The organism is Phytohabitans rumicis, assembly GCF_011764445.1.
GTDB lineage: Bacteria > Actinomycetota > Actinomycetes > Mycobacteriales > Micromonosporaceae > Phytohabitans > Phytohabitans rumicis.
The window spans coordinates 8506793-8532994 of record NZ_BLPG01000001.1; the positions used below are offsets into that span (position 1 = coordinate 8506793).

Consider the following 26202-nt stretch of genomic DNA (forward strand, 5'->3'; position numbering starts at 1 on the left):
TTCGCTCGCTGCGCTCACTCATGTGGTGAGTCCGTACGGGATGACGACCTCCGGGGTGCGGTGCCGCGCGCGGTCGAAGTAGAGGGCGCGCCACGGCCGGGGGTACCAGACCGGGCCGCCCTGCTGGGGATAGAACCCGCTCAGGTCGCCGCCCTGCACGTCCAGGGCCACCCACGCGCCGATCGAGTCGGTGCGCGAGCCGATCCCGCCGAGGTCGTCGCGCAGCCGGGCCACGCTCCGCCACCACCCGAGCACGTGGGTGCGCCGCTCCGGCCCGGTGTTCAGGAGCCGGCGCAGGTGCTCGTGCCCGGAACGGCCGCCGGTCTTGACCGCGAGCGTGGAGGCGGCCGCGTCGGCGGCGAACAGGAACAGGTAATGCGGGCGGGACGGGTCCGGCTCCAGCTCGGGCAACAGCTCGGCCAGCCCGGGAGCGTCGTACCAGCCGGTGTCCGGCGGCAGGTCGGGGCGCAGCGACTCGGCGGTGGCCGCCGCGTCCTGGTCCAGGCAGGCCACCGAGAAGCGGGCGTCCGGTGACTGCCGGGCCAGCGACCGGGCGGCCGCCGCGAGCACCGCGCACGCCTCCTCCACGCGGGTGCCGACGACCGCGATGTTGCGTCCGGGCGAGCGGGACAGCGGCAGCCGCGCCGACCGGGCCTGTACGTCGATCGACTCCCCGAGCAGCACCACCGGGTCCACCGTGCCGGGGCGCAGGGCCGCGAAGTCCGGGGACGTGGCCAGCTGGGGCACCGCGTCGCCGTCGAAGAGCCGGGGCGCGCCGAGCGAGGCCGGCCGGTCCCGCCAGTCCCGCCACAGCCGGTGCTGCAGCTCCCCCCACGTACGGCGGTCGCTGGCGGCGGGGATCCGCACGATGCGGTTGGCCTCGACGGCGCCGGAGTCGGCGTTCACCACGGCGTGGTGCCGGGGCAGCGTCTCCGCCGCCGTGTTGGTCTCGGCCAGGATCCGCCGCGCCTTGGGCAGCGCGATCCGCAGCGTGAACTGCGCGACCAGCGCCGGCCGCCCCCACAGCGCCTCGATGCCGGACACGTCCTGCGACGCGAGGATCAGGTGGATGCCCTGCGAGCGGCCGCGCCGGGCCAGGTCCTCCAGCAGCGTCGCCGCCTCCTGGGCGAGCGCGTCCCGCCCGGTCAGCAGCACCTGGAACTCGTCGACCACCGCCACGATCCGCGGCCAGTGCCCGGTGGGATCCTCGGCGCGCAGCTCGGCCAGCTTGGTGACCTCGTGCTGCTTGGCCGCGTCGGCCCGCCGGCGCAGCTCCCGCCCGAGGAACCGCAGCAGCGCCAGCCCGAACTCCCGGTCGGTGTTGACGTTCACGCCGACCAGGCGCACATGCGGCAGCCAGCTCGGGTCCCGCTGCCCCGGCGCGAACCGCGCGAACGACACCCCCTCCTTGAAGTCCAGCAGATAGAACTCCAGCTCGGTCGGGGAGTAGCGGGCCGACAGCGCGCCCATCCAGGCGTAGATCAGGTTGGTCTTGCCGGTGCCGGACGGCCCGGCGATCAGCGCGTGCGGCGGGTAGTCAGCCAGCGTCACCGACACCGGCCGGCCCTCCGGGCTGTCGCCGACCGGCGCGGTGAGGCCGGCCGCCGAGCTCTCCGTCCAGATCTCCTCGGGCAGCAGGTCGGCGAAGACCGCCGGTGCGGGCCCGGTCGACACCCGCTCGGCCAGCCGCCGGGACGTCGCCGTGACCAGGTCCGCCGGCGGCGGCCCATCCAGGAGTACGGGCAGCGGCCCGCAGCTGGACAGCAACGCCGTGTCCCCGTCCACCGTCACGGTCTCCACAGTGGACCATTCGGGCACCGGGATGCCGCGCACGATCAGGTGTACGCCGCACGCGGCCCCCGTACGCAGGATCCGCTCCAGCTGGGCCCGCTCGTGCCGGGACAGCTCGTCGCCGCCGAGCAGCACCGCCACCCGCCACGGCTCGGGTCGCTTTCCGGTCGCCACGGCCATCTCGCGCAGCGACGAGTGCTCGCCGGCCAGCACCGTCTCGTTGATCCGCCGGATGTGGTCGACCAGGTCGTCGAGGAGCCCGGCCAGCCCGCCCGGCCCCACGAACGTGAGCAGCCCGGCCGGGGCCAGCGGCGCGAACCCGGCGAGCCCGCCGCCGAGCCGCTCCGGGTCGTACCCGGTGATCCGCACCGTGCCCGGCGCGGCCCGGCCGAGCGCGCGCAACAGCAACGTGGCGACCAGGCTGTGCTGGCTGGCGCTCGCTCCGCTCGCGCTGGCCCCCGCGCCTTGGAGGCGCTGTCTTCCCTCGTCGCTTCGCTCCTCAGTCCAGACAGCGCCGGCGCCAGGGCCGGTGTGCGGGCCGACCAGCGCGACGTGGCCGCGGTCCAGGAGCGGCACGAGCGCCGGCACCGGCGGGGCGCCGGGGATCCGGATCTCGCCGACGCGCAGCAGGTCGGGCGGCTCGGTGCGGATGGCCGGCGTCGGGTGCCAGCCCGGCCACGGGTCGCCGGCCGCGCCGGTCGCCCGCAGCGCGCCGGCCACCGCGGCCCGCCGCGCCAGGTCGGCCATGCCGGCCGCGTGCTTGTCCGCGAGCTCCGCGAGCCGCCGGTCCCGCTCCGCGGCCGCGCGGGCCGGCCGCTGCTCGCCCGCCTGCTGGACGCGGGCCAGCCGCGCCTCCGCGCCGGCCAGGTCGGACCGGGCCGCGTCCAGGTGCACCCGCGCCGCGGCGCGGGCGCGCGACAGCGCCGCGCGGACCGACTCGACGACGGACGTCCGCACGTCAGGCATGGGACTCCGCGGATTCGACGGGCTCCGGCGCGGTCGGGTCCAGCGAGTCCGGCTCGCGGTGCAGCATTTGCAGGAGTACGCCGGTGAGCACGCTCGCCGCCACGGCCGCGTCGGCCGGGTGCGGGGGCGGACCCTCCTCCCGCTCGGCCGGCACCCGGCAGATCCGCCGGAACTGGGTCTCCAGCACCTCCGGCGGCAGATTGGGCAGCAGCTCGCGGACCCGCGGGCCGGCCTGCTTGGTGAGCTGCTCCAGGTCCTCGGCGCGGGGCCGGTGGCGCAGCAGGTCGCCGGCCAGCCGGTGCAGCACCGGCGGGGCGAGCGCCGACAGGCCCAGCCCGACCGGCGCCTCCACGCCGCCCAGCTCGCGGTGCAGCCGGCCACGGTCGCCTGCCTTGACCCCGGCGGCGACCCGGCGCAGCAGGTCGGCGCCGTCGGCCGCGGCCGACTCGTCCCGCTCGGCGGCGGAGCCGTGGCCGGTCAGCTCGGCGACCCGCGCGGCCCACCAGCGGCCCAGCGGGGGCGGCGGCGCGCCGTCGGGCACGGGCTGCGCGGGCCGGTCGGTCTCCGCGTCCAGCCCGGTGCGCCAGGCGCCGTCCGGACCCGCCGTGCCGTCGTGCGCCAGCCCGATCGAGGCGAGGTACGACAGGAGCGCGTCCTGCGCCACCCGGAGCGCCTGGACGGCCTGCTCCGCGTGCTCGGTCGCGCCGGCCACCTGGGGCACCCCGAGGGGTTGGCGGACTCCTGGCGTACCCACATCAACAGCTCACCGGCGAGCCGCAGCCGTTCGACGGCGACCGTGACCAGGCCGACCGGTAGGTCGTCCGATGTCGCGCGGACCCGGGCACCGAGCTCCTGGATCAGGGACATGGCCGCGGCCCTACAGGGCGGCGACGTAGGACTGCGCCTGCTCCACCGCGGCCTGCGTGGCGGCGAGACACTCCTCCAGCTCGAGCGTGGCCTGCGAGAGCGAGGCGTGCGCGGTGCTGACCGCCTCGTGACCGCTGCCGTCCAGCGCCATCGCCAGGCTCTGCTGGGCCTCGGTGATCTTTTCGCTGGCCGCGTGTACGGCGGCTTGGCCCTCGCTCACCTGCTGGATCGCGGCATCGATGGCCGACTTCACCTCGGCGACGCTCGCCACGGGGGACCTCCTGGGGGGTAGAGGAGGAATTGATACCACGGTAGTCGGATCAGCCTTGCTGCGACCCCCTGCCCGTTGTTGCCCACTGTGAATCTAGAACTACTCAGTGCTAGTAGTTTACGGTGCGCGGGCCGCGTACGCCCGCGCCCAGATCGGTGACCCGCTCCCGCAGGCCCCGGTCGGCGGTGACCACGACGACCCGCCTGTCGCCGGCCGCGGCGCGGACCAGGTCCACGATGGTGTCGTCGCCGGAGCCCGGGGCCTCGACCACCCGCACCCCGTCGACGCTCTCCACGCCGCGCGCCTTTCCCTCGACGACCAGCACCACCTCGGCCGCCTCCGCCTCGGCGAGCCCGCGCAACCGGTCCCGCAGGCGCGTGGCGGCTCCCGCCCGATCCCGCCACCACCCGTCCGGCCGCGACCCCACCACATTGGCCCCATCCACAATCACCAGATCCACCCCCTTACTCTGCCCCCTCCGCCGCCCGTCTTTTTGCGTCGATCAAGGGCAAACGGTCGTGCTTTGATCTCCAAACCACGACCGTTCGCCCTTGATCGACGCGAAAGTCCTTGATCGCGCTCCGACGTTTCCGGCATCACGGGTACAAGATCCGGCCGCACCTCGCCCAGGGCGAACCCGGTCGGTAGCCAGTAGGGCGCCCCTGTTGGGTGTTCCGCCGTGAGTGGGGCGCCCTCAAGGCCGGGTAGTTAAGGATTCCTGGGCGCGTCAAGCCGCGCGGCTGATCGCTTGCCCAGCGTTGGAGCCGACGCCAGCTTGCGGTGATCATGAAGTTAGCGGCAGGGAGAAGGCTCTCCCGGGCGTCAACTTCATGATCACCGCAGGAGTCGGGTCACCGTCCGGGTGATCGGGGACGGCGCGGTCACCTGACCCTGATGGCACCCCCTGTCATGCGACGACGAGGCGGGTAGATCTAGACGAGTTATGGCTGACATCGAGCCCTAACTCGTCTAGATCCAATGCCGCTCAGTTAAGGCGTGGTGTGGCGTCGTCAAGGGCTCTGGGGCACGAGGATGTCGATGCTGATCGTGGCCTGGTAGGTCTTCCGGTCGATGTTGGGGCCTTTGGCGTTGTACTTGGAGATCGCTCGTTTGACGATCCGCGGGGCGCGCCTGGTCCGACGCTCGGGCATGAGGTTGGCTAGGACTCGCCGGCCGATCGCGCCGACCAGGTCGATCACCGCGCCGGTGATGGCGTTCGCCGCCTGCACGACCAGGTCACGCGCCGCGCTCAAGGCGGTAGTGAAGCAGGCCCGGTCGGGGTCAAGGTCGGGCTGGGTGTCGGTGGCGTCGGCCATGGCCAGGCGGATGGCCTGGTAGGTCACCAGCAGGGCGTAGACCTCCTGGCGGACCCCGGCCGGGGTCCTGGCTCGTAGTACCCGCCCGCCCAGGATCGTCGATTTCAGTTCCAGGAACGCTGTTTCGACCTCCCACCGTTCGTGGTAGAGCCGGACCAGGTCGAACGCCGGATAGTGGTGGTGCTCAATCAGCGTGGTGACGAGGCGGTACATGGTCGTGGCACGCCCGGCCGTGGTCTGCACGTGGATTTGACACTCCACCACGCGGACCCGCAGTTGGCCGATCACCGATAGGTATGAGCCGTCCGGCAGCCGCTGTATCACCGGCAGTTTCCGGTTGTCCTTGACCCGCACCACCAGGTATGCCCTGGCCTGCGCGATCGCCTCGATCAGGTCCGCCGCCCCAAAGGCCCGGTCCAACAGCACGACCATCGACGGACGCAGGCTGGCCACCAACCGTTTGGCGTAGGGCATCTCCCCACCCCGGTGGGCCCGAAGATCGCGTCGATGACGGTCCGGGTTCCGCAGCACACCAACACCAGCAGCCGCAGCTTCGGATAGCCCGACCCGCCATGGTTGCAGCGATGCGGGGTGTACTCGGCCAGATTCGCCGCGCTGGCCGGGACAGCCGCGCTGGTCCCGTCTATAGCGCAGACCAGCAGCCCTCGCCACCACCGCCCACGGGTACGCGGCGCCGGACCCGGTCCCCGCACCAGGTCGAACAAGGCCCGCAAAGGAGCCGGTCCCATGCGTTGGCGGGCCTGGGCCAGCACACCCGAGGTCGGGTTCGCCACCGGCACACCGTCCAGGGCCGCTACCAGCTTGTCCCAGACCTGCCGGTAGCCCACCTCGGCGAACAACGCGCCGGCTAACAGCAGGTAGACCACAACCCGGGCTGGTACCTCACGCACACGGGACTTACCCAGACCGGCCTCCGCCAACGCGGCATCGACCATCTCGAACGGCACATGCTGCGTCAACTCCCCAACGTGCCCTGGGGCGAACACACCCGCAGCGACCTTGATCATCCGGCGGGTGACAAAATACGTGGACAGCGAGGCTCCCTACAGATCATGACCGTCTTGTGAGGACAGCCATGTCTACCGGAGCCTCGCTGCCCGTCTACCCCGGCCCCATCAACAACGCCCGGCCAGACCCTTAACTGAGCGGCATTGCGTCTAGATCTACTGCCAGCTTCGACTTGGCCAGGGGTGGGCCGGGCCCGCACCCGGATGTATCCGACACAACCGGCCGCTGGATCTGGGTCCGCCGACCGGGCCGGTGATGTGTTCGACGGCGGGGCCGACCTACGCCGCGACTGTGGCGAACAGTTGCCCCTGGGCGGGCAATTTCTCGACACAGTCGCCAAAGTCGAGGGCGATGGCCGCGTCACATCAGCGCTCGACATGGACCTGATTCCCTTAACTACCCGGCCTTGGGGGCGCCCCCATACCCGCTATGTCGTGAACAGGGGCGCCCTACTCACGAGCGCGGCCGCTCAGCGAGTGCTGTTCCAGTCATGCGGCGCGAGCCGTGACGGGCGCGGCCTCGATCGGCGCGCGCCCGCCTCGGTGACTTGGGGAAAGCGGGGTTACGGGTTGCTGAAGCCGAGCGTGTAGCTGCCCGAGCCGCTGTAGGAGTAGACCCGGTACCGGTAGTACCCGGCCGTGCCGCTGTACGTGATGGTCTCGTCCGGGTTGGCGCTGGTGCCGCTGGCAACCGCCGCCCAGGCGCTGCCGTTCCACTTCTGCAGGTACAGGTCGAAGTCCACACCGGACGGTCCGTCGAGGCAGGCGCTGTGCGTACCGGAGACCGTGGACTGGTAGTAGCTGCCGTCCGGCTGGTACGCGCTGACGCCGGTGCCGGACAGCGAGCCGGTGCGGGTGAACTCGTACCCGGAGCAGCCGCTGCCGCCGCCCCCGCCGCCACCGCTGGTGGTGAGCGTGAGCCCGTACGCGGAGAGGATCTCGTTGACCGGCTGGAAGTACGTGGTGCCGCCGGACGTGCAGTCGCCGGAGCCGCCGGAGGTCACGCCCTGGGCCTGCTGGCCGGACAGCCAGGAGCCGCCGGAGTCGCCGGGCTCGGCGCACACGTTCGTACGCGTGAGGCCGCTGACGCTGCCCTCGGCGTAGTTGACGGTCTGGTTCTTCGCCGAGACCGTGCCGCAGTGCCAGCCGGTGGTGGAGCCGGAACGGCAGATCGACGCGCCGACGGCCGCCTCGGTGGAGCCGGCCACCGTCACCGTGCCGCCGCTGTAGTTGTCGACGGTCGGCGTGGGCGTCCAGTTGGAGTTGACCTGCACCCAGGAGTAGTCGTTGCCGGGGAACGACGAGGCCCGGAACGTTCCCTGGGAGACCTGGTTGTAGCCGGTGGTGGTGTCGCCGGTGCTGCCGCAGTGGCCGGCGGTCACGAACCCGCCGGTGACGGAGAAGCCGACCGAGCACCGGCCGCCGCCGATGTAGTACGCGTCGCCGCCGACCACGTCGTACAAGGGCTTGGGCGTCTCGTTCGAGGCGACGACCCGGACGGCGCCCGACTTCGCCAGCGCCGCGAACGCCGTCGCGGCCGACGCGTTGCCGCGGGCGAGGACGACGACGCTGTTGGTGACGACGTCGACGTACCAGCCGGGGACCGACGCGGCCGGCGCCTTGGCGGCGTTGCGGTCGAGGACGGCCTTGAGCTGGTCGAGTTGGGCGGCGCTGCGGGCGACGACCTTCGGGGTGGCCCCGGCCGCCCGGACCCGGGCCGCCTGGCCGGCGTCGGTGACCCCGACGACGAGCGTGCTGGCGCCGTCGGTGAGCCAGCCGCCGGCGTACGCGGCGCCCAGGTCCTTGCGCAGTTGGGCGTCGGCCCGGCCGGCGACGTCTTCGCGGGCCAGCCGGGCGCGGGCCTCGGTCGCCGTCAGGCCGAGGTCGCGGGCGAGCGCGCTCAGCATCGCCGGGGAGGCCGCGTCGGCGGTCGCCGGTGCCGTGCCGGGGTCGGGCGCGGCGCCGGCCGGCGCGGCCAGGACGCCGACGGGCAGCAGGATTCCGGCCGCAAGCGCGGCCAGTCTTCCCTTCATAGGGTGCTCTCCTTCGGGGGTTTGAGGAGCGTACGGCGCACCCTAACGGCCGTTTAATTGACCATGGCAGATATCAGCTAGGTAATAGCGCCTGAGCACCGAACGGGGGATTGTCGCGCAGCCAGCGGTAGTAGAGGGGGTTGCGGCCGACCATGTCCTCGTATGCGGCGACCGCGTGGCCGAGCACCTCGTCGGCGAACTTGGCGGCGAGCGCGTCGGGATGCCAGCCGAGCAGCAGCCGCCAGCGCAGCGGCGCGCCGGCGAGCGGCCGGGTGACCAGCCCGCTGGCCGGCCGGAACGTGGCCTGGCACAGTGCCACCGCCTCGCCCGACTCGACCATGTCGATGCAGCCGCGGATGTCGGTCTCGTACACCTTGCGGGGGGTGAAGCCGGAGCGGGCGCACGCGGCCGCGAAGCAGTCGCCGAAGCACCCGTCGCCGGGCGCGGCCACCCACTGGGCCTCGGCCAGGTCGGCCAGCTTGACCTCGTCGTTGCGGGCCAGCGGATGGGCCACGGGCAGCATGACGAAGACCGCGTCGACGGAGACCACCCGCCACGCCAGGCCGTGCGCCGCCGACGGCGCCGCGTCCCCACACACCCCCACGAGTACGTAGTCCAGCCGGCCGCCGAGCACCATCTGGGCCAGCTCGTCGGCGTACCAGGAGGCGTAGGTGCTGATCTGGGCCTCGGGTTGGGCGATGGCGAGGCGATGTACGAGGCCGCCCACGATCGGGCTGTTGGCACCTCCCACCCGGTAGCGGCTCATCACGTCGCCGGTGCCGGCCAGCCGGGCCGCCTCGTCCTGCAGGCCCTTCATCGCCGGCAGCAGTACGCGCGCGCGGGCCAGCACCAGCTCGCCGAGGGCGGTGGGTCGGGCACCGCGCCGGTCCCGTTCGAAGAGCGGTCCGCCGAGGGTCCTTTCGATGCGCTGGAGCTGAGCAGTGAGCGCCGGTTGTGCCAGCCCCAGTTGCGAAGCAGCCTTGGTCACGCTGCCCGTCTCCGCGATCGCGACCACCACTTTGAGGTGTCGCAGCTCCAGGTTCATAGCGTGACGGTAGGACCAACGTGGGATCGCGGGAAGACCTTCGGCTTGTGAAAGGTCCCCCAAACGCCAGGTTGCCGGTAACCGAAAGGTTAACGGCTTGATCAAAAGAGCCGATTGGCGTACCGGCGAGTAAGCATTTTGGCAGACGTCGGACGTCCGGTGACCGCGTCCCGGAGCCGGTCGAGGGTGCCGAGCGCGGGATCGACGACCTTGTTCCAGGGCGGCGTCGCGGGCGCTCCCGGGTGCGGCCGGGTCGGGGCGGCCTCCTCCGCGACCTCGACGCGGCTGCCCAGCCGTACCAGATCCTCCACAGTGACCGCCCCGGCCAGCCGGTCCAGCAGGGCGGCCGTCGCGTCCACGTGCCGGCGCAGCGCGCCCGCGACGTCTGCACGGTCGCGCAGGCTTATCAAAATCTCGTGGCCCGCCGCGACCTCGCGGGCGGCCAGCGCGGCGCCGTCCGGTAGCGCGGCGCGGACGGCGGGATAGAGGTACTGCCGCTCGGCGCACAGGTGCCGGGACGCGCTGGCGGCGAGAACGTCGAGGAGGTCACGCCGCCGCCGCGCCGATCCCGCGCCGGCCCCGAGCAGGGCGAGCAGTTCGCGGTGCTCCTCGGCGAGCACGTCCACGACGCTGCGCCCGCTGAGGGAGCCGGCGACCGGCGGCAGCGGCGGCAGATGGAGCGGCGGCAGGCGCACGGCACGCCAGATACCCCAGCCGCCCCACGCCAAAACCCCGCCGCTGCCGCCGTCCCGCGCCGCTGGGGCGCCCCGCGCCGCGGGGTGCTCGCCGCCGCTGCCGGCGCCTGCGCCGGCGGCGCGTCGATCAAGGACTTCGGCGTCGATCAAGGGCGAATGGTCGTGGATCGGAGATCAAAGCACGGCCGTTTGCCCTTGATCGACGGGAAAGTCCTTGATCGACGCGCCGCCGGCAGCGGCGCGGCCCGGGGCGGGGGGCGGCGAGAGGTGGGGTGCGGGACGCGGCGGGGGAGCGGTGGGGTTTGGGGGGTTTTTCCGCGACACGCCGCTTAACCATTGTCACCGATGTAACTCACAGATTACCGTCTGATCACCCCCTGCAACTCCGCTCTCCCGCGTAACGGAGGCTTACCCATGTCACTCCCGCGCCTGGGCGCGGCGCTGGCGCTCACCCTCAGCGTCGCCGCCGTCCTTGCCTTCCCGCAGCCCGCGGCCGCGGCCGAGCCGCTCCCGGCGGCCATGGCCAGCGTCGGCGACTCGATCACCCGGGGCTTCAACGCCTGCGGGTTCTACGTCGACTGCCCGTCCCGGTCGTTCAGCACCGGCGACAACTCCTCGGTCAACAGTCACTACCGGCGGCTCCTGGCGGCCAACCCGGCGATCCAGGGGCGCAACTACAACGACGCGGCGTCCGGGGCGACGGCTGATGACCTGCCCGGCCAGATGTCCACCGTGGTCGGCCAGAACGTCGGCTACGTCACCGTGCTCATCGGCGCCAACGACGCCTGCGCGGGCAGCGAGGCCGGCATGACGGCGGTCGCGACGTTCCGCGGGCACATCGACACCGCGCTGGCCCGGCTGCGCGCCGGCCTGCCGAACGCCCGGGTCCTCGTGCTGAGCATCCCCGACATCAAGCGGCTCTGGGCGGTCGGCAAGGGCAACTTCCTGGCCCGCAGCGCCTGGTCGCTGCTGAGCATCTGCCAGTCCATGCTGGCCAATCCCACTTCGACCGCCGCCGCCGACGTGGCCCGCCGCGACCGGGTACGGCAGCGGGTGATCGACTACAACGCACAGCTCGCGGCGGCGTGCGCGGCGTACGGGCCGCTCTGCAAGTACGACGGCGGCGCGGTGTTCGGCTTCCAGTTCACGCTCGCGCACCTGTCAGGCTGGGATTACTTCCACCCGGACACCGACGGGCAGACCGTCCTGGCGGCCACCAGTTACGCGGCCGGCTTCTCCTGGGTTGCATGATCACCTTCCCGGGCTGGTAAGAAAGGCAGATGAGCTCATCCGTCGACGAAGTGGTCGACCTCTGCCGCGACCTGCTGCGCATCGACACGACCAACACCGGTGACAACGCCACCAGCGCCGGCGAACGGGCCGCCGCCGAGTACGTGGCGGAGAAGCTTGCCGAGGTGGGCGTGTCCAGCGAGATCCACGAGTCGGCGCCCGGCCGAGCATCGCTGGTGGCCCGGATCCCGGGCACCGACCCCGGCCGCGGCGCCCTCCTGGTGCACGGGCACCTCGACGTGGTGCCGGCGGAGGCGGCCGAGTGGTCGGTGCCCCCGTTTGCTGGGGAGATCAAGGACGGGTTCCTGTGGGGCCGCGGCGCGATCGACATGAAGGACTTCGACGCGATGGTGCTCGCCGTCGTACGCGAGTGGCAGCGCACCGGGGTCCGGCCGCCGCGCGACATCGTGCTGGCGTTCACCGCCGACGAGGAGGCCGGTGGGGACTTCGGCGCGCACTTCCTCGTCGACAAGCACCGCCACCTGCTCGACGGCTGCACCGAGGGCATCGGCGAGGTGGGCGGCTTCTCGTACACGGTGAGCAAAGACCTGCGCCTCTATCTGATCGAGACCGCCGAGAAGGGGATCAACTGGCTGCGCCTGCACGCGCGCGGCCGCCCGGGGCACGGCTCGATGGTCCACGACGACAACGCGGTGACCGCCCTCGCCGAGGCGGTGGCCCGGGTCGGCCGGCACCGCTTCCCGGTGGTGGTCACGCCGACCGTGCGGGCGTTCCTGGAGGAGGTCTCCGAGGCGCTCGGCATCGAGCTGGACCCGGACGACCCGGAGGCCGCGATCGGCAAGCTCGGCACGATCGCCAACATCATCGGCGCCACCGTCCGCAACACCGCCAACCCGACCCGGCTCGACGCCGGCTACAAGGACAATGTCATCCCCAGCCGGGCCTCGGCCACGATCGACTGCCGGACCCTGCCCGGCCAGGCCGACCTCTTCCTGGAGCAGTTGCGCGAGGTGATCGGCCCGGACGTGGAGATCGAGCACGTCCAGCGGCAGCCGGCGCTCGAGACGACGTTCGACGGGGCGCTGGTCGACGCGATGGCGGCCGCGCTGCGCGCCGAGGACCCGGCGGCGCGGCCGGTGCCGTACATGCTCTCCGGCGGCACCGACGCCAAGGCGTTCAACCGGCTGGGCATCCGTTGCTTCGGGTTCGCCCCCTGCAACTACCTCCGGACCTGAACTTTTCCGCCCTGTTCCACGGCATTGACGAGCGCGTTCCCGTGGAGGGACTACAGTTCGGCGTGCGTGTTCTCGACCGATTCCTACGCAACTCCTAGACCCTGCGGAAGGGGCCCTTCCACCATGACCGACCAGCACGCGGAGCTGGACGCCGCTCTCGAGCGGGTGATCGAAGCCGCGCGCGGACACCTCGCGGCCGTCAAGGCCGCCGAGGGCCGCATCGACGATGACGACGTCTGGCAGGCATACGTCACCCTCAACAACGCCTCCTACGAGTACGACGAGCTGCTGCTCGACGCGTTCGGCGAGGTGACGCCCTGGGATGTCGAGTCGATCGACCCGGACGAGGCGGACGAGCGCTTCGGCGCCGGCCTCGGCGGGCTCGACGGAGCCGAGCCGTCCGACCCCACCCGCACGTGGTCTCGGTGCGCCAGCGCCGCGACTACCGGGTGCCCAGCGTCGCCGCCCTGGTCCGGGCGGCCGAGGCGGCCCGGCGCTCCGGGCTGCCCGAAGACGAGGAGGAGGCGGAGCCGGTCGAGAGCGTCGGCGAGGCCGTACTGGAGCTGCTGCAGGCCGGCGATGGCTCGCTGGGCGCGCTCGACATCCCGGAGCTCGAACCGCTCGACGGGGTGGTGATGGTCAGCGAGGTGGACACCGCGCTCGACCTGGAGAGCTTCGGCGAGGAGGACGCGGCCGGGCCGTTCCAGCCGAGCAGCGAAGACCGGCTCGTCGGCCGGCTCGACGAGCACCCGTTCGTGCCGCTCGAGATCGACGAGGAGATCGAGCGGACGCCCTGAGGGCTAAATAGAAAGACCCGGTTGTGGCTGGGCCGCGACCCGGCGACGCAGCACCACCTGCCGCGTCCCGTCGCGGAACAGCCGCACCCGGGCCAGCTCCCAACCGGAGAATTCCGCTTGGATCGCCAGTTGCGCCGCTGCGGTCAGCCGGTCGACATTTGGCGGTAACCGCAGCGGCGCGTACTCGTAGTCCATGCGACCTATATTGCACACGCTCCGGAGCCGCCGCTACCCTTCGCGCTCGGGATAACCCACCGGAATTGCGGACACATCGTCCAGGGCTTGGGTGATCTCCGCGGGGAGGGTCATCTCCTCCACCCGCAGCGCTCCGAGCAGCTGTCCGACCGTCCGCGCACCCAGGATCGGCGCGACCACACCGGGCCGGTCGCGCACCCAGGTCAGGGCCACCTCCAGCGGCGAGACCCCGAGCCCGCCGGCCGCCGTCACGACCGCCTCGACGATGCTGGAGCAGCGCGGCTCCAGGTACGACGCCACGAACGCCTCGAAGTGCGGCGACGCGGCCCGGGAGTCGGCCGGCCGCCCGTGCCGGTACTTGCCGGTGAGCACCCCGCGTCCCAGCGGCGACCAGGGCAGCACGCCGAGGCCCAGCGCGGCGCAGCCGGGCAGCACCTCCCGCTCGACGCCGCGCTCCAGCAGCGAGTACTCCATCTGGGTGGCCACGATCGGGGCGCGCCCCGGAAAGGCGGCCTGCCAGGTGGCCGCCCGGGCGGTCTGCCAGGCGGAGAAGTTGGACACGCCCACGTACCGGACCCGGCCGCTGAACACCGCGTGGTCCAGGGCGGTCAGCGTCTCCTCCAGCGGCGTCTCCGGGTCGTACCCGTGCACCTGCCAAAGGTCGACGTGGTCGGTGCCGAGCCGGCGCAGCGACGCGTCGAGGCTGCCCAGCAGGTGCGACCGGGAGCCGTCGCGGCGCCGGGCGGCGCCGGGCCGCAGCCCGGCCTTGGTGGCGATGAGCACATCCTCGCGCGGTACGAGGGTGCCCAGCAGCGCGCCGATGACCGCCTCGGCCTCGCCGTCGGCGTACACGTCGGCGGTGTCCACCAGGTTGCCCCCGGCGTCCAGGAAGCTCTTGAGCTGCGCGGCCGCGTCGTCGGCGTCCGTGTCCCGGCCCCAGGTCATGGTGCCGAGCGCGAGCCGCGACACCGCCAGCCCGCTCCGCCCGAGCGGTCGCTGTTGCATGGGTGAACCTTATTCAGTCCCGTGTCCCTGTCCAGTGGCCAGGGCTGATTGCGTACCCTGGTGCGCCTCGGGTTGGGGGAGCGTGTAGGAGGCCACCGTGCGACTTGGACTTAGTCTCGGCTATCAGACGGCGTGGACGACACCCGCGGACCACCTGGCCATGGCCCAGGAGGCGGAGCGGCTCGGGTACGCGGTGGTGTGGGCGGCCGAGGCGTACGGCTCGGACTCGCCCAGCACCCTGGCCTGGATCGCCGGCCAGACCTCCACCATCGATCTGGGCAGCGCGGTCATGCAGATCCCGGCCCGTACGCCGGCCGCCACGGCGATGACCGCGGCGACGATCGACGCGCTGTCCGGCGGGCGGTTCCGCCTCGGGCTCGGCGTGTCCGGGCCGCAGGTGTCCGAGGGCTGGCACGGCGTGCGCTTCGCCAAGCCGCTGGCCCGCACCCGGGAGTACGTCGACATCGTCAAGCTGGCGATCGGTCGCCGCCCGGTCGAGTACGCCGGCGCGCACTACACGCTGCCGCTGCCGGACGGACCGGGCAAGGCGCTCAAACTGGGCTTCCACCCCCGCGCGAGCAGATCCCGATCTACCTGGCCGCGGTCGGCCCGAAGAACCTGGAGCTGGCCGGCGAGATCGCCGACGGCTGGCTGGCCATCTTCTTCTCCCCGGACACCGCCGCCGACCAGCTCGCCGCGATCGCGGCCGGGCGGGCGAAGGCCGGGCTGGACGTCAAGGGCTTCGACATCGTGCCCAGCGTGCCGGTCGTGGTCGGCGACGACGTGGCCAACTGCGCCGAGCTGGTCCGCTGGTACGCCGCCCTCTACGTCGGCGGCATGGGCAGCCGGGAGCAGAACTTCTACAACCAGCTCGCCACCCGCATGGGGTACGGCGACGCCGCCCGCGAGGTGCAGGATCTGTACCTGGCCAAGCGGCACCGGGACGCGGCCGCCGCCGTACCGCTGGAGTTCATCGACCGTACGTCGCTGCTCGGCTCGAAGGAGCGGATCGCCGACAAACTGCGCGAGTTCGCCGACGCCGGGGTGACCACGCTGTCGGTGACGCTCTTCGTCGGCGACCGGGAGGACGGCGTACGCACGCTGCGTACCGTCGCCGAGGCACTCGACCTCGCCGGAGTCGGGAAGTGAGCTGGGTCGAGGCGATCGTTCTGGGGATCGTGCAGGGGCTGACCGAGTTCCTGCCGGTCAGCTCCTCGGCGCACCTGCGGATCACCTCGGCCATCTTCTTCGGCGAGGACGCGGGCGCGTCGTTCACCGCGGTGACCCAGCTCGGCACCGAGGCGGCCGTGCTGATCTACTTCGCCAAGGACATCTTCCGGCTCGCGAAGACCTGGATCGTCGGCCTGTGGGACCGGTCGGTGCGGTCCTCACTGGACTACCGCATGGCCTGGTACGTCATCCTCGGCTCGATCCCGATCGGCCTGTTCGGTTTCCTGTTCAAGGACCAGATCCGCTCGGCGGCCCGCAACCTGTGGCTGGTCTCCACCACGCTGATCGTGTTCGCGCTGGTCCTGGCGTTCGCCGAGTACTGGGGCCGGAAGGTGCGGACCATCGAGCAGTTCACGCTCAAGGACGGCGTGGTGATGGGCTTCGCCCAGGCGATGGCGCTCATCCCCGGCGTGTCCCGGTCGGGCGGCGTCGTCACCGCCGGCCTCTTCCTCAACCTGACCCGCGAGACCGCCACCCGGTACTCGTTCCTGCTGGCGATCCCCGCCGTCGTGATGTCCGGCGTGTTCAGCATCCCGGACGTGTTCGACTCCTCGGGCGAAGGGCTGACCCCGTCCGGAGCGCAGATGGTGGTGGCGACGCTCATCGCGTTCGTGCTCGGGTACGTGTCCATCGCCTGGCTGCTGCGCTATGTGGCGCACCACACCCTGTACGCCTTCGTCCTGTACCGGGTCGCCCTCGGCAGCCTGGTGCTCTGCCTCCTGGTGAGCGGCACCATCACCGCGACATAGGGGCAAGGAAGGGCACCCTGTTAACGCTTTCTGCATAGGAAGGGGCCCTTCCTAACGTCTGACATAGGGTGAGCAACTGTGGCGACGGTGTTGCTTCTTAGGCACGGGCGTACTACCGCGAACGCCGACGGTGGGCTCGCCGGGCACCGGCCCGTCGAGCTCGACGACACCGGGCGGGCGCAGGTGGCCGCGGTGGGGGACCGGCTCAAGGCGGTGCCGCTCGCCGCGGTCGTCACCAGCCCGCTGATCCGGTGCCGGCAGACCGTCGAGTTGGCGCTGCCCAGCCACGAGGCGTACGTCGAGGACGGGCTCATCGAGTGCGGGTACGGCGAGTGGGAGGGCCAGCCGCTCAAGAAGCTCGCCAAGGATCCACTGTGGCCGGTCGTGCAGCAGCACCCGAGCGCGGCCGTCTTCCCGGGCGGCGAGGCGATGGCGGCCATGGCGGCGCGCGCCTGCGCCGCGGTGCGCCGCTGGGACGCCCGGGTCACCGCGGAGCACGGGCCGGACGCGGTCTGGCTGGCCTGTAGCCACGGCGACGTGATCAAGGCGATCGTCGCTGACGCGCTGGGCGTACACCTGGATCTTTTTCAAAGGATCGTGGCGGATCCGGCCTCGCTGACCGCGATCGGCTTCACCCCGACGCGGCCGTTCCTGCTCCGGCTGAACGACACCGGCGGTGATCTCGCCGGTCTGGTGCCGCGCAAGCGGCGCCGCCCTCGGCGCCCGCGTGCCAACGATTCGGACGCGGCGGTCGGGGGTAGACCGGGGACTACGGGCGGATAGGGTCTTAGGTATGACCCACCAGGTGCACGCCTTCGAGCCGCCGGAGCGGTTCGTCGCTGGGACCGTGGGTCCGCCGGGGGAGCGGACGTTCTTTCTCCAGGCGCGTGGCGGCGGCCGGCTGGTCAGCGTCGCGCTGGAGAAGGTGCAGATGTCGTTGCTGGCCGAAAAGCTCGAGGAGCTGCTGGCCGAGGCGCACCGGCGGTTCGGGGCCGAGCTGCCCGAGGCCCCGCCGGGACTGTCCGACAACGAGCCCCTGGACACCCCGGTCGACGAGGAGTTCCGGGTGGGCACACTGGGCCTGGCGTACGACGTCGACACCGCGACCGTGGTGATCGAGGCGATCGCGGCCGGCGAGTCCGAGGTCGAGGTTGAGCTGGGCGGCGCCGGCCCCGAGCTGCCCGAAGACGAAGAGGACGAAGAGCCCGACGACGACCTGGACCGGCTGCGGGTGCGGCTGACCCCGGCCGCGGCGCGGGCGTTCATCGACCGGGCCCGCCGGGTGCTCGCGGCCGGCCGGCCACCGTGCCCGCTGTGTGGGCAGCCCCTCGACCCGCGCGGGCACCTGTGCCCCGCCACAACGGCTATCACCGGTGAGCGTCGACGCCCAGCCCACACTCGACGAGGGCGATGCGCTCCGGTTGCTGGAGCGCGGGGAGTTCGAGCTGGAAGGCCGGCTGGTCGACGCGTCCAACACCACGCTGCGCGGGTTCCTCACCCTCGACGGGATGACCGCCCGCTGCGTCTACAAGCCGGTCCGCGGGGAGCGGCCGCTGTGGGACTTCCCGGACGGCACGCTCGCCGGCCGGGAGGTGTCGGCGTACCTGGTGTCCCGGGCCACCGGGTGGCGACTGGTGCCGCCCACGGTGCTGCGCGACGGCCCGCTCGGCGTCGGCGCCTGCCAGCTCTGGATCGACGAGCCGTCGGCGGCGGAGGCGCTGGTCGGATTCGTCCCGGTTTATGAGCTGCCGGCGGGGTGGTTCCGCATCGCGGCCGCCCGCGACGAGGAGGGCAACGCGTACGCGCTCGCGCACGCCGACGACCCCCGCCTGGCCCGGCTCGCGGTGCTCGACGCCGTCATCAACAACGCCGACCGCAAGGGCGGCCACGTCCTGGTCGGGGCCGGGGCGCAGGTGTACGGCGTGGACCACGGCGTCTGCTTCAACGTCGACGACAAGCTGCGCAGCGTGCTGTGGGGCTGGGCGCGTCGGCCGCTGCCGGCCGACGCGGTCGACGTGCTCGAACGGCTGGCGCCGGCCCTCGACGGTGCGCTGGGGGAGCAGCTCGCGGTGCACCTGACCGCGGCCGAGGTGGCCCGCACCCGGGAACGGGTCGGCGAGCTGCTGGCGAGCCGGCGGTTTCCGGTGCCGTCCGAGGACTGGCCGGCGGTGCCCTGGCCCGCCATTTGAGCCCGGAGCGCTCGCGAGGCGCGGCGGCGTTTTCCTGGCGGCGTCGCGGACTCCGGCCACGCGCGGGCGTTGCCGCCGCCGGGAAGACGGCGCCTCCCAGCGCCTCGCGAGCGCGACCATTTGGCCCGGATAGGGTTGCCTGATGGACTCTTGGACCGGGCACGAGGTGCCGAGGTTGCCGGGTACGGGGCAGCCGCTCGCGTTGTTCGACTCGGCGCGGCGTGCGGTGCTGTCGACCGCGCCGGGCGAGGCGGCCACGATGTACGTCTGCGGCATCACGCCGTACGACGCCACCCACCTCGGGCACGCCGCCACGATGATCACGTTCGACCTGGTGCAGCGGGTGTGGCGGGACGCCGGCCACCGGGTGACCTATGTGCAGAACGTCACCGACATCGACGACCCCTGCTGGAGCGGGCGAACCGGGACGGCGAGGACTGGGTCGTGCTGGCCATGCGGGAGACGGCGCTTTTCCGCGAGGACATGGAGGCGCTGCGGATGATCCCGCCGGCGCACTACGTCGGCGCGGTCGAGTCGATCCCGGCCATCGTGGAGAAGGTCGTCACGCTGGTGGACGGCGGCGCCGCGTACCGGCTGCCGGACGACTCCGGCGACGTCTACTTCGACGTCGCGGCGGCGCCCCGGTTCGGCTACGAGTCCAACCTGTCCCGGGAGCAGATGCTCGCGTTCTTCGCCGAGCGGGGCGGCGACCCGAGCGGGCCGGCAAGCGCGACCCGCTCGACCCGCTGCTGTGGCGCGGCGCCCGCGAGGGCGAGCCGGCGTGGGCGGGCGGCCCGCTCGGCCCCGGCCGGCCCGGCTGGCACATCGAGTGCGCCTCCATCGCGCTGGACCTGCTCGGCGACTCCATCGACGTCCAGGGCGGCGGCAACGACCTGCTCTTCCCGCACCACGAGTGCTCCGCCGCGCACGCCGAGCGGCTCACCGGCGTCGCGCCGTTCGCCCGGCACTACGTGCACGCCGGCATGATCGGGCTGGACGGCGAGAAGATGTCCAAGTCCAAGGGCAACCTGGTCTTCGTGTCCCGGCTGCGGGCCGACCGGGTCGACCCGATGGCCCTGCGGCTGGCGCTCGTCGCCGACCACTACCGGGCCGACCGGCAGTGGACCGACGACCTGCTGAAGACCGCCGAGCAGCGGCTGGCCCGGTGGCGCGCGGCCGCCGCGGCGCGCGCCGGCCGGTCGGGGGCCGAGCTTCTCGCCGGGGTACGAGGGCGGCTCGCCGACGATCTGGACACGCCCGGCGCGCTGGCCCTCCTGGACGAGTGGGCCGACAGCGCGCTGGCCGGAGCGGGCGAGGACGCATCCGCGCCCGCCCTCATGTCGACGCTGGCTGACGCCCTGCTGGGTGTGCGGCTTTAGAGATGCAAGGAAGGGCACCCTGTTAACGCTTTCTGCATAGGAAGGGCCCCTCCTAACAGCTCAGCCCAGCGCCAACCCGGGATCCGGGTCGGGGTCTGGGTGCGGGGCGGGGATTTTGTACTCCTCGGTCAGCGTGGTCATCGGGCCGGGCCAGGTCGCCTGGGCCACCTCGATCGGCTTGTGCTGCTCGTCGTACGCCACGTGCAGCAGGTGCAGCACCGGGGTGTCGGGGCGGATCTGCAGGATCTCGGCCTCCTCCCGGCTCGGCTGGCGGGCGCTGATCGTGTCGGTGGCCGAGGCGTACCGGCGACCGATCTCCTCCTCGGCCTCCTGGTAGAGCGGGCGGCCGAACGCCTCGCGCCGCTCCAGGCTGGTGCCGCTGGCGTCCTCGACCCGGAACCAGGAGGCCCCCACCTCCACCGGTACCTCCTCGGTGCGCACGACGTGCCGGCGGACCAGCAGCTCGGTGCCGTCCCGTACGCCGAACGCGTCGGCCACCTCGGGCGGGGCGGGTGCCCGGCCGACCTCGTGCAGCTGCTGGCGGTAGCGGGCGGCCAGGTCGGCGTGGTAGCCGCGGTGCGCGCCGTACCGGCCTCGGGCCAGCCGGTTGAGGCGGCGCTTGGTGCCGCGCACGTACGTGCCGGAGCCGGGCTTGGTGATCAGTAGGCCCTCGACGCGGAGCTGGTCGACGGTGCGCTGGACGGTCTGCTTGGCCACGCCGTACATCTCCGCGATCGCGGGGATGCTCGGCAGCCGCTCGCCCGGCGCCCAGTCGCCCCGCCGGATCCGCTCGCGCAGCTGCGCCGCGATCTGCCGATGCGGATGCTCAGCCGCCCCCGGATTAACGCTCATAGGTTCCTAGGATGCCCTAGGGGCGTGACTTCGCTCACCCTGACACGCCAAAACTGCTTACCAGGAGCCGGCCGTCGGGCCGGCGGAGCCGCCTCGGCGGCGGAGGTACTTCTCGAACTCCTGGGCGATCTCGTCACCGGTCAGCGGCTGGATGCCGGCGTCGCCGACGCGCTCCTCCAGCTCGCGGACGTACTCGCCCAGCTCCGCGTCCTGCTCGGCGGCGGCGCGTACCCGCTGCTCCCACTCGGCGGCCTCCTCGGCGAGGTCGGCCATCGGCACCGGCAGGTCGAGCACGTCCTCGACCCGGTGCAGGAGCGCCTGGGTCGCCTTCGGGCAGGGCGGGTTGTTGGCGTAGTGCGGCACGTGCACCCAGAAGGACACCGCGTCGACCTCGGCCCGCGTACACGCGTCTTGCAGGACCCCGACGATGCCGGTGGGGCCGTCGTAGCGGGTGGGCGTCAGGCGGTAGCGCTCGGCGGCGTCCTTGTCGGACGCGCTGCCGCTGATCGGCAGCGGCCGGGTGTACGGCACGTCGGCCAGCAGCGCGCCCAGCAGCACCACCCGGTTGATCTCCAGGCTGTGGCACAGCTCCAGCACCTGCTCGCAGAACGTGCGCCACCGCATGCTCGGCTCGATGCCGCGGATCAGGACCACGTCGCGCTCGGTGCCGGGCGGTGTGGCCACCATGAACCGGGTGGTCGGCCACTCGATGCGGCGGGTCTCGCCGTCCGCCATCGTGATGGTGGGGCGGCTGACCTGGAAGTCGTAGAAGTCTTCCGGATCGAGCGCCGCGATCTGGCGCGCCTCCCACACCTGCTCCAGATGTTCGACCGCGGCGGTGGACGCGTCGGCGGCGTCGTTCCACCCCTCGAAAGCGGCTATTGCCACGGGGGAGCGCAGCACTGGCAGCCCGTCAAACTCGGTCACGGGTCTCAGACTACGTGGCCGGTGCGGAGTGGGCCCGATGGCGCCGCCGCTGGGCGGGTCGAAAGGCGGTGCCATTAACCTTGGACCGTGCCGATTTCGCTGCTTGACGCGCTCGCCGACCGCATCCTCATCGCCGATGGGGCGATGGGCACGATGCTGCAGGCCGCGGACCTGGATGTGGACGAGGACTTCGAGGGGCTCGAGGGCTGCAACGAGGTCCTCAACGTCACCCGCCCCGACGTGGTACGCGGGGTGCACGACGCGTACTTCGCGGCCGGCGCGGACTGTGTCGAGACGAACACGTTCGGTGCCAACCTGGCGGCGCTCGGCGAGTACGACATCCCGCACCGGATCCGCGAGCTGTCGGAGGCGGGCGCCCGGCTCGCGCGCGCGTCGGCGGACAGCTTCTCCACACCGGACCGGCCGCGCTTCGTGCTCGGCTCCATCGGACCGGGCACCAAGCTGCCCACGCTCGGCCACGCGCCGTACCCGGCGCTGCGGACGGCGTACCAGGAGAACGCCGCGGGCCTGATCGCCGGCGGCGCGCACGCGCTGATCGTGGAGACCTGCCAGGACCTGCTGCAGACGAAGGCCGCGGTGATCGGTGCGCGGCGGGCGATGGCCGAGATCGGGCAGACCGTGCCGCTGATCTGCCACGTCACCGTGGAGACCACCGGCACGATGCTGCTGGGCAGCGAGATCGGCGCGGCGCTGACCGCGCTGGAGCCGCTGGGCATCGACCTGATCGGCCTCAACTGCGCGACCGGCCCGGCGGAGATGACCGAGCACCTGCGCTACCTGTCCCAGCACGCCCGGGTGCCGCTGTCGGTGATGCCGAACGCCGGCCTGCCCGAGCTGACCGCCGACGGCGCCCGCTACCCGCTGACGCCGGACGAGCTGGCCGAGGCGCTCGACCGCTTCGTCAACGAGTACGGCGTGGCCCTGATCGGCGGCTGCTGCGGCACCACCCCGGAGCACATCCGGGTGGTCTCCGAGCGGCTGCGCGGGGCGTCCGCCGCCGCCCGTACCCCGCAGGTCGAGTCCGGCGTCGCGTCGCTCTACCACCACGTGCCGTTCGCCCAGGACGCCAGCGTGCTGATGGTGGGCGAGCGCACCAACGCCAACGGCTCCAAGGCGTTCCGGGAGGCCATGCTGGCCGGCGACTTCCAGGCGTGCGTGGAGATCGCCCGGAGCCAGGCCCGGGACGGCTCGCACCTGCTCGACGTGTGCGTCGACTACGTCGGGCGGGACGGCGCGCAGGACATGCGCGAGATCGCCGGCCGGTTCGCCACCGCGTCCACCCTCCCGATCATGCTGGACTCCACCGAGCCGGGCGTGATCGAGGCCGGCCTGGAGATGCTCGGCGGGCGCTGCGTGGTCAACTCGGTCAACTTCGAGGACGGTGACGGCCCCACCTCCCGCTACGCGCGGGTGATGCCGATCGTCAAGGAGCACGGCGCCGCGGTCGTCGCGCTCACCATCGACGAGGAGGGCCAGGCGCGTACGGCGGAGTGGAAGGTACGCGTCGCCGCCCGCCTCATCGACGACCTCACCGGCCGCTGGGGCCTGGACCTGGCGGACGTCATGGTCGACTGCCTGACGTTCCCGATCGCGACCGGCCAGGAGGAGACCCGCCGGGACGGCATCGAGACGATCGAGGCGATCCGCGAGATCAGCCGCCGCTACCCGGGCGTCAACTTCACGCTCGGTCTGTCGAATGTGTCGTTCGGCCTCAACCCGGCCGCCCGCCAGGTGCTCAACTCGGTGTTCCTGCACGAGTGCGTGCAGGCCGGCCTGACCAGCGCGATCGTGCACGCCAGCAAGATCCTGCCGATGGCGAAGATCCCCGACGAGCAGCGCGAGGTCGCCCTCGACCTCGTGTACGACCGGCGCCGCGACGGCTACGACCCGCTGCAGCGCTTCATCGAGCTCTTCGAGGGCGTGGACGTCGCCTCCGCGCGCGCCACCCGGGCCCAGGAGCTGGCCGGGCTGCCCCTGGACGAGCGGCTCAAGCGGCGCATCATCGACGGCGAGCGCAACGGCCTGGAGGCCGACCTCGACGAGGCCCTCCAGACCCGGTCCGCCCTCCTGATCATCAACGAGATCCTGCTCGACGGCATGAAGGTCGTCGGCGAGCTCTTCGGCTCCGGCCAGATGCAGCTGCCGTTCGTGCTGCAGTCGGCCGAGGTGATGAAGACCGCGGTGGCGTACCTCGAACCGCACATGGACAAGAGCGACGACGCGGGCAAGGGCCGAATCGTCCTGGCGACGGTCCGCGGCGACGTGCACGACATCGGCAAGAACCTGGTCGACATCATCCTGTCCAACAACGGGTACGAGGTCGTCAACATCGGCATCAAGCAGCCCATCAACGCGATCCTCGACGCGGCCGAGCAGCACGACGCCGACGCGATCGGCATGTCCGGCCTGCTCGTCAAGAGCACGGTCATCATGAAGGAGAACCTCCAGGAGATGGCCACCCGCGGCGTCGCCGAGCGGTGGCCGGTGCTGCTGGGCGGTGCCGCGCTGACCCGGGCGTACGTGGAGGACGACCTGCGCTCGATGTTCAGCGGCGAGGTGCACTACGCGCGCGACGCGTTCGAGGGACTGTCCCTGATGGAGCGGGTGATGGCCGCGAAGCGCGGCGAGGCGCCCATCGTGGACGAGGCCCGCGAGGCCGCGCTGGCCGCGCGGCGGGCCCGGCGCGAGCGGCAGCGGACCATCGTCGCGGAGTCGCTGCCCGACCTCGACGACACATCGGTACGCTCCGACGTCGCCACCGGCGTCGACATCCCCGCGCCGCCGTTTTTCGGCACCCGCGTGGTTCGCGGGCTGGCCTTGGCGGACTACGCGGCGCTGCTGGACGAGCGGGCGACCTTCCTCGGCCAGTGGGGGCTGCGGGGCGCCCGCGGCGGCACCGGACCGTCCTACGAGGAGCTGGTCGAGACCGAGGGCAAGCCGCGGCTGCGCTACTGGCTCGACCGGCTGATCTCCGACAAGGTGCTCGAGGCCGCCGTCGTGTACGGCTACTTCCCGGCCTACTCGGAGGGCAACGACCTGGTCGTGCTGGACGAGAACGGGCACGCCGAGCGGGCCCGCTTCACGTTTCCCCGGCAGCGGCAGGAGCGGCGGCTGTGCCTGGCCGACTTCTTCGCGCCGCGCACCTCCGACGGGCTGGACGTGGTGGCGCTGCAACTGGTCACCGTCGGCCACCCGGTCAGCGAGTACACGGCGAAGATGTTCGCCCGCAACGAGTACCGCGACTACCTGGAGGTGCACGGCCTGTCGGTGCAGCTCACCGAGGCGCTGGCCGAGTACTGGCACAAGCGGATCCGTGCCGAGCTCGCCCTGCCCGGCGGCCGCACGGTGGCCGACGACGACCCGGCCGACCTGGCCGGCCTGCTGCGCACCGACTACCGCGGCTGCCGGTACGCGTTCGGCTACCCGGCCTGCCCCGACCTGGAAGACCGGGCCAAGATGGTCGACCTGCTCGGCGCGGACCGGATCGGCGTACAGCTGTCGGAGGAGTTTCAACTCGTGCCGGAGCAGGCCACCGACGCGATCGTGGTGCACCACCCGGACGCCAACTATTTCAACGCCAAATAGGACTTTTGTGGCGTAGCGTCAGGGCGTAGAGGGGGTGCGCCATGACCGTCAAGCTCGTCGCCCGGCTTCATGTGCGGGACTACGACACGTTCAAGTCCGTCTTCGATGAGATGCGCCCGGTGCGGCAGGAGCACGGCGCCAAGAACCACCGGCTGCACCGGGCGCTGGACGACCGGAACCAGGTCCTCACCATCACCGAGTGGGACAACGCGGACCAGGCCCGCGCGTTCGCGCACAGCCTGCAACTGAAGGAGGCGCAGGAGCGCGCCGGCACCGACGCGCCCTCCGACTTCACCGTCTACGAGGAGGTGGAGGCGGTCACCTACTGACCGCCTCGGCTCACCAGCACAGGCAGAACGGGTGGCCGGCCGGGTCGGCGTACACCCGGAAGTGGGCCTCGGGCTCGAGGACCGGCAGCGGTGTCGCGCCGAGGGCGAGCACCGCTGCCGCGGCCGTCTCGAGGTCGTCCACCTCGATGTCGAGGTGGAACTGCTGCGGGTGGGCCGGGTCGGGCCAGCGCGGCGGCACATGGTCGGGCGCGTGCTGGAAGCTCAGCGTGAACTCCTTGCCGTCGCCGATGTCGACCCAGTCGCCGTCGACCCGGGTGATGGGCCAACCCAGCAGCTCCGAGTAGAACCGCGCCAGCGCCTGCGGGTCGGCGCAGTCGAGCACCACGTTGGACAAACGACCGATCATCGCCATCTCCTTCCGCGAATTCCGTCGCCGCACACCTTGCCGCAGGGGTACGACAAGTTGCGGAGGCCGGGTACAACGG

General features: G+C 72.1%; 20 protein-coding genes and 5 pseudogenes. 11 read left to right on the forward strand and 14 right to left on the reverse strand.

The window, feature by feature from the left end; genetic code table 11:
* Positions 1-18: 18 nt before the first annotated feature.
* The 9 genes from Prum_RS38545 to Prum_RS38580 form a co-directional block, all read right to left on the reverse strand.
* Positions 19-2757, reverse strand: coding sequence for an FtsK/SpoIIIE domain-containing protein (locus Prum_RS38545; protein ID WP_173081706.1), 2739 nt, complete (start codon positions 2755-2757; stop codon positions 19-21).
* Positions 2750-3469: a hypothetical protein gene (locus Prum_RS38550; protein WP_246278380.1), complete on the reverse strand. Its 720-nt coding sequence runs from the start codon at positions 3467-3469 to the stop codon at positions 2750-2752. The genes Prum_RS38545 and Prum_RS38550 overlap by 8 nt, the downstream gene beginning before the upstream one ends.
* A gap of 165 nt (positions 3470-3634) precedes the next feature.
* Complete coding sequence (locus Prum_RS38555; RefSeq protein ID WP_173081708.1) at positions 3635-3895, reverse strand: hypothetical protein; 261 nt, start codon at positions 3893-3895, stop codon at positions 3635-3637.
* A 109-nt stretch (positions 3896-4004) separates the two neighbouring features.
* Entirely contained in the window at positions 4005-4355 is a 351-nt protein-coding gene (locus Prum_RS38560; RefSeq protein ID WP_173081710.1) for a PIN domain-containing protein, read from the reverse strand.
* A 550-nt stretch (positions 4356-4905) separates the two neighbouring features.
* Complete coding sequence (locus Prum_RS52665; RefSeq protein WP_246278381.1) at positions 4906-5685, reverse strand: transposase; 780 nt, start codon at positions 5683-5685, stop codon at positions 4906-4908.
* Complete coding sequence (locus Prum_RS52670) at positions 5601-6191, reverse strand: transposase domain-containing protein (RefSeq protein WP_246278382.1); 591 nt, start codon at positions 6189-6191, stop codon at positions 5601-5603. The genes Prum_RS52665 and Prum_RS52670 overlap by 85 nt, the downstream gene beginning before the upstream one ends.
* Before the next feature lie 611 nt (positions 6192-6802).
* A complete protein-coding gene (locus tag Prum_RS38570; RefSeq protein ID WP_173081712.1) occupies positions 6803-8272 on the reverse strand; it encodes a S1 family peptidase in 1470 nt (489 codons plus the stop codon).
* A 73-nt stretch (positions 8273-8345) separates the two neighbouring features.
* Positions 8346-9317, reverse strand: coding sequence for a LysR family transcriptional regulator (locus Prum_RS38575; protein ID WP_173081714.1), 972 nt, complete (start codon positions 9315-9317; stop codon positions 8346-8348).
* Between the two features lie 101 nt (positions 9318-9418).
* Positions 9419-10162, reverse strand: a complete 744-nt coding sequence (locus tag Prum_RS38580; RefSeq protein ID WP_308785409.1) for a hemerythrin domain-containing protein — start codon at positions 10160-10162, stop codon at positions 9419-9421.
* A gap of 264 nt (positions 10163-10426) precedes the next feature.
* Here Prum_RS38580 and Prum_RS38585 point away from each other — a divergent pair, with 264 nt between their 5' ends.
* The 3 genes and pseudogenes from Prum_RS38585 (at position 10427) to Prum_RS38595 (ending at position 13295) form a co-directional block, all read left to right on the forward strand.
* A complete protein-coding gene (locus Prum_RS38585) occupies positions 10427-11263 on the forward strand; it encodes an SGNH/GDSL hydrolase family protein (RefSeq protein ID WP_173081716.1) in 837 nt (278 codons plus the stop codon).
* Between the two features lie 29 nt (positions 11264-11292).
* Positions 11293-12596, forward strand: a pseudogene (locus Prum_RS38590) (M20/M25/M40 family metallo-hydrolase).
* A 25-nt stretch (positions 12597-12621) separates the two neighbouring features.
* A pseudogene (locus Prum_RS38595) lies at positions 12622-13295 on the forward strand (hypothetical protein).
* 3 nt (positions 13296-13298) lie between these two features.
* On the opposite strand, the gene Prum_RS38600 reads toward Prum_RS38595, so the two are convergent.
* On the reverse strand, positions 13299-13490 hold the full coding sequence (locus Prum_RS38600) for a DUF5703 family protein (protein ID WP_173081718.1): 192 nt from the start codon (positions 13488-13490) through the stop codon (positions 13299-13301).
* 33 nt (positions 13491-13523) lie between these two features.
* The gene (locus Prum_RS38605; RefSeq protein ID WP_173081720.1) at positions 13524-14495 is read right to left on the reverse strand and encodes an aldo/keto reductase; all 972 of its coding nucleotides are present in this window, start codon (positions 14493-14495) and stop codon (positions 13524-13526) included.
* A gap of 97 nt (positions 14496-14592) precedes the next feature.
* Here Prum_RS38605 and Prum_RS38610 point away from each other — a divergent pair.
* From Prum_RS38610 to mshC, 6 genes and pseudogenes are all read left to right on the forward strand, one after another.
* Positions 14593-15644, forward strand: a pseudogene (locus Prum_RS38610) (LLM class F420-dependent oxidoreductase).
* A complete protein-coding gene (locus Prum_RS38615) occupies positions 15641-16474 on the forward strand; it encodes an undecaprenyl-diphosphate phosphatase (protein WP_173081722.1) in 834 nt (277 codons plus the stop codon). Before Prum_RS38610 ends, Prum_RS38615 begins: the two are co-directional and overlap by 4 nt.
* 78 nt (positions 16475-16552) lie before the next feature.
* Positions 16553-17257: an MSMEG_4193 family putative phosphomutase gene (locus tag Prum_RS38620; protein WP_173081724.1), complete on the forward strand. Its 705-nt coding sequence runs from the start codon at positions 16553-16555 to the stop codon at positions 17255-17257.
* 10 nt (positions 17258-17267) lie between these two features.
* Positions 17268-17851: pseudogene (locus Prum_RS38625) on the forward strand (DUF3090 domain-containing protein).
* Positions 17848-18663, forward strand: a complete 816-nt coding sequence (locus Prum_RS38630) for an SCO1664 family protein (RefSeq protein ID WP_173081726.1) — start codon at positions 17848-17850, stop codon at positions 18661-18663. The pseudogene Prum_RS38625 and the gene Prum_RS38630 overlap by 4 nt, the downstream one beginning before the upstream one ends.
* 142 nt (positions 18664-18805) lie before the next feature.
* Positions 18806-20042, forward strand: a pseudogene (gene mshC, locus Prum_RS38635) (cysteine--1-D-myo-inosityl 2-amino-2-deoxy-alpha-D-glucopyranoside ligase).
* Between the two features lie 60 nt (positions 20043-20102).
* Here the strand turns inward: mshC and Prum_RS38640 are convergent.
* Both Prum_RS38640 and Prum_RS38645 read right to left on the reverse strand, forming a co-directional pair.
* A complete protein-coding gene (locus Prum_RS38640) occupies positions 20103-20894 on the reverse strand; it encodes a GntR family transcriptional regulator (protein WP_173081728.1) in 792 nt (263 codons plus the stop codon).
* 57 nt (positions 20895-20951) lie between these two features.
* Positions 20952-21821 (reverse strand): PAC2 family protein, encoded by an 870-nt coding sequence (locus Prum_RS38645; RefSeq protein ID WP_173081730.1) that lies wholly within the window; start codon positions 21819-21821, stop codon positions 20952-20954.
* 87 nt (positions 21822-21908) lie between these two features.
* Between Prum_RS38645 and metH the strand changes: the two genes are divergently transcribed.
* Together metH and Prum_RS38655 are read left to right on the forward strand one after the other, a co-directional pair.
* Positions 21909-25427, forward strand: coding sequence for a methionine synthase (gene metH, locus Prum_RS38650; RefSeq protein WP_173081732.1), 3519 nt, complete (start codon positions 21909-21911; stop codon positions 25425-25427).
* Between the two features lie 41 nt (positions 25428-25468).
* Positions 25469-25756 carry an antibiotic biosynthesis monooxygenase family protein gene (locus Prum_RS38655; protein WP_173081734.1) on the forward strand — a complete coding sequence of 96 codons (288 nt, stop codon included), beginning with the start codon at positions 25469-25471 and terminating at the stop codon, positions 25754-25756.
* 10 nt (positions 25757-25766) lie between these two features.
* Here Prum_RS38655 and Prum_RS38660 read toward each other — a convergent pair whose 3' ends face one another.
* A complete protein-coding gene (locus Prum_RS38660; RefSeq protein WP_173081736.1) occupies positions 25767-26123 on the reverse strand; it encodes a VOC family protein in 357 nt (118 codons plus the stop codon).
* Between the last annotated feature and the right edge of the window lie 79 nt (positions 26124-26202).